At 62.1% G+C, this 2074-nt stretch carries 3 protein-coding genes; 1 reads left to right on the top strand and 2 read right to left on the bottom strand.

Features of this window, described 5'->3' with window-relative positions; genetic code table 11:
- On the bottom strand, positions 1–182 hold a 182-nt coding region (locus EXE44_RS16515; protein WP_137717957.1), incomplete at its 3' end, for a PaaX domain-containing protein.
- A gap of 92 nt (positions 183–274) precedes the next feature.
- Positions 275–619: a helix-turn-helix domain-containing protein gene (locus EXE44_RS16510; RefSeq protein WP_137705898.1), complete on the bottom strand. Its 345-nt coding sequence runs from the start codon at positions 617–619 to the stop codon at positions 275–277.
- A gap of 78 nt (positions 620–697) precedes the next feature.
- On the opposite strand from EXE44_RS16510, the gene EXE44_RS16505 reads away from it, so the two are divergent.
- Positions 698–2074 (top strand): NAD(P)/FAD-dependent oxidoreductase (locus tag EXE44_RS16505; RefSeq protein WP_137717956.1); only part of this gene is annotated, 1377 nt, incomplete at its 3' end.

Here is a 2074-nt window from a genome sequence, read left to right as displayed (position 1 = left end):
TCTTCGAGCTGATCGAGCGCATACCGAACGGTCCGCGGGGGGAGAAGCGTCGACTCGGCAAGGGCCGACTGCGTGCTCTCGCCCTCGTACTCGAGGGTCTTCGCGACCAGCTTGGCGCTGGGCGAGAGGTCGAGGAGTTCCGGGGGCGCCGACCGCGCCGAAATCGTGGTGTCGTCCGGCATCACAGGTGGAGATAGCCGGACGAACATCTTAATCTTCGAGCGTTTGTGCGATCAATTCACACAGGTGAGCACCGCGACCGACGCGGTTTGTCTCACTCCGTCGACGCTGCCCACTCCAGGAGCGGTTCAAGCCGCGCCCGTAGCTCGTCACCGTCCTCAGTGAGGGCATACTCGACGCGAGGCGGGATCTCGTTATACTGGGTTCGAGAGACGAGACCAGCCTCCTCGAATTCGTCGAGTCGTTTCGAGATGGTTGAAGTACTCGCCGTCGGAAGGTGTGCTTCGATCTCCGCGAAGCGAAGCGAATCGTGCGCCCCGATGATGCTGACGAGCTGTATCGCGTATTTCTGACTCAGTGTGCTGATAACACCCGTGAGCGGACAGTAGCACGTGCCGTCAACATCACAGGCGGGAGCGTCTGCGGTGGTATCTGCCATAGCTTTGTAGCCTCCAACTCACTCCATAGCTTTGGACTCCGAAGTATAAACGCTTCCTGGTGTAAAGTAACGGTACACGTGACTAGCGACCCCAACTACGACCTCGTGATTCTCGGCGGTGGCGCCGCAGCCTTCGCTGCGATCACCGAAGCGAGCCGACGGGACCTCACGACGGCAATGGTGAACACCGGCCTGCCTATCGGCGGGACCTGCGTGAACGTCGGCTGTGTCCCGAGTAAGCATCTGCTTGCCGTCGCTGAGAACGGTGCTGCCGCGGCAGAGAATCCCTTCGACGCCGTTCGATACCTTGAGGAGCCGACCGTCGACTGGGCCGACGCACTCGACGGCACCGACGCACTTGTCGAACGGTTCCGGCAGGAGAACTACGTCGATGTCGCCGAGCACTTCGAGACCGACATCTACGAGGGGTATGGCCAGTTAGTCGACAGCGAGGGACGCAGTCCCTCGGGCAACCGGACGCAGTCCGGTGACGACACGACTATCGAGGTCGTCGACGGCGCCGACGAGGGCGCACGCATCACCGGAAAAAAGGCCCTCGTCGCGACCGGAAGCTCACCGTGGGCACCGCCCATCGATGGCCTCGACGATGTCGACTACTACACGAGCGAGACGATTCTCGAAGAGCGCGATCTCCCCGAGAGTATCGTAATACTCGGCGGCGGCTACATCGCGCTGGAGTGGGGCCAGATCCTCCACCGTGTCGGCGTCTGCGTGACCATCCTCCAGCGCTCCGAGCACGTCCTCTCCGGGATGGAAGGACAACTCGGGCGTGAGATGCTGCGCGCGTTCGAGGAGGAAGGCATCGAGGTAATTACTGGCAACGACTTCCAGCGCGTCCGGACGCCAGCAGCCGCCGGTGGAATCAAAACGAGACAGTCGGGCGTCGCCGTCGAGACGGCCGTCGACGGCACCGAACGAACGATCACTGGCGACGCGCTGTTCGTCGCGACCGGCGTCCAGCCCAACAGCGATGGGATCGGTCTCGCATCAGTAGGGGTGGAAACGGACAACAACGGAAGGATTCACGTCGACGAGCACTTCCAGACGACGAATTCCCACATCTACGCGGCCGGCGACGTGATCGGCGAGCCTGAACTCGAGACAGTTGCTGCCAAGGAGGGCAATCACTCCGTCAGGAACGCGTTCGGTAACGAGGCCGTCAGCATCGACTATGACGCGGTTCCCGCAGTCGTCTTCACCAGCCCCGAGGTCGCTGCTGTCGGCACGACCGAACTGGAGCACACGGAGGAGCACGGGACATATTCGTGCCGGACTGTTCAGATGGAGGATGTACCACGGGCGAAAGCCGTCAAGGACACCGATGGTCTCGTTCAAGTAGTCAAGCACCACGAGACCGACGAGATCGTCGGCGTCCACACGGTCGGCCCCCGTGCCGCCGACATGATCATGGAAGCGACGCTGGCGGTGAAGTTC

The sequence above is a fragment of the Halorubrum sp. SS7 genome, from assembly GCF_005435055.1.
Classification (GTDB): domain Archaea; phylum Halobacteriota; class Halobacteria; order Halobacteriales; family Haloferacaceae; genus Halorubrum; species Halorubrum salinarum.
The sequence above is the reverse complement of the archived record's forward strand: the minus strand, read 5'-3'. Positions and strand labels throughout refer to the sequence as shown.

Bases quoted from the DNA above. Each gene is read 5' to 3' on its own strand.
- EXE44_RS16510 (WP_137705898.1), bottom strand. From the start codon at position 619: ATGGCAGATACCACCGCAGACGCTCCCGCCTGTGATGTTGACGGCACG.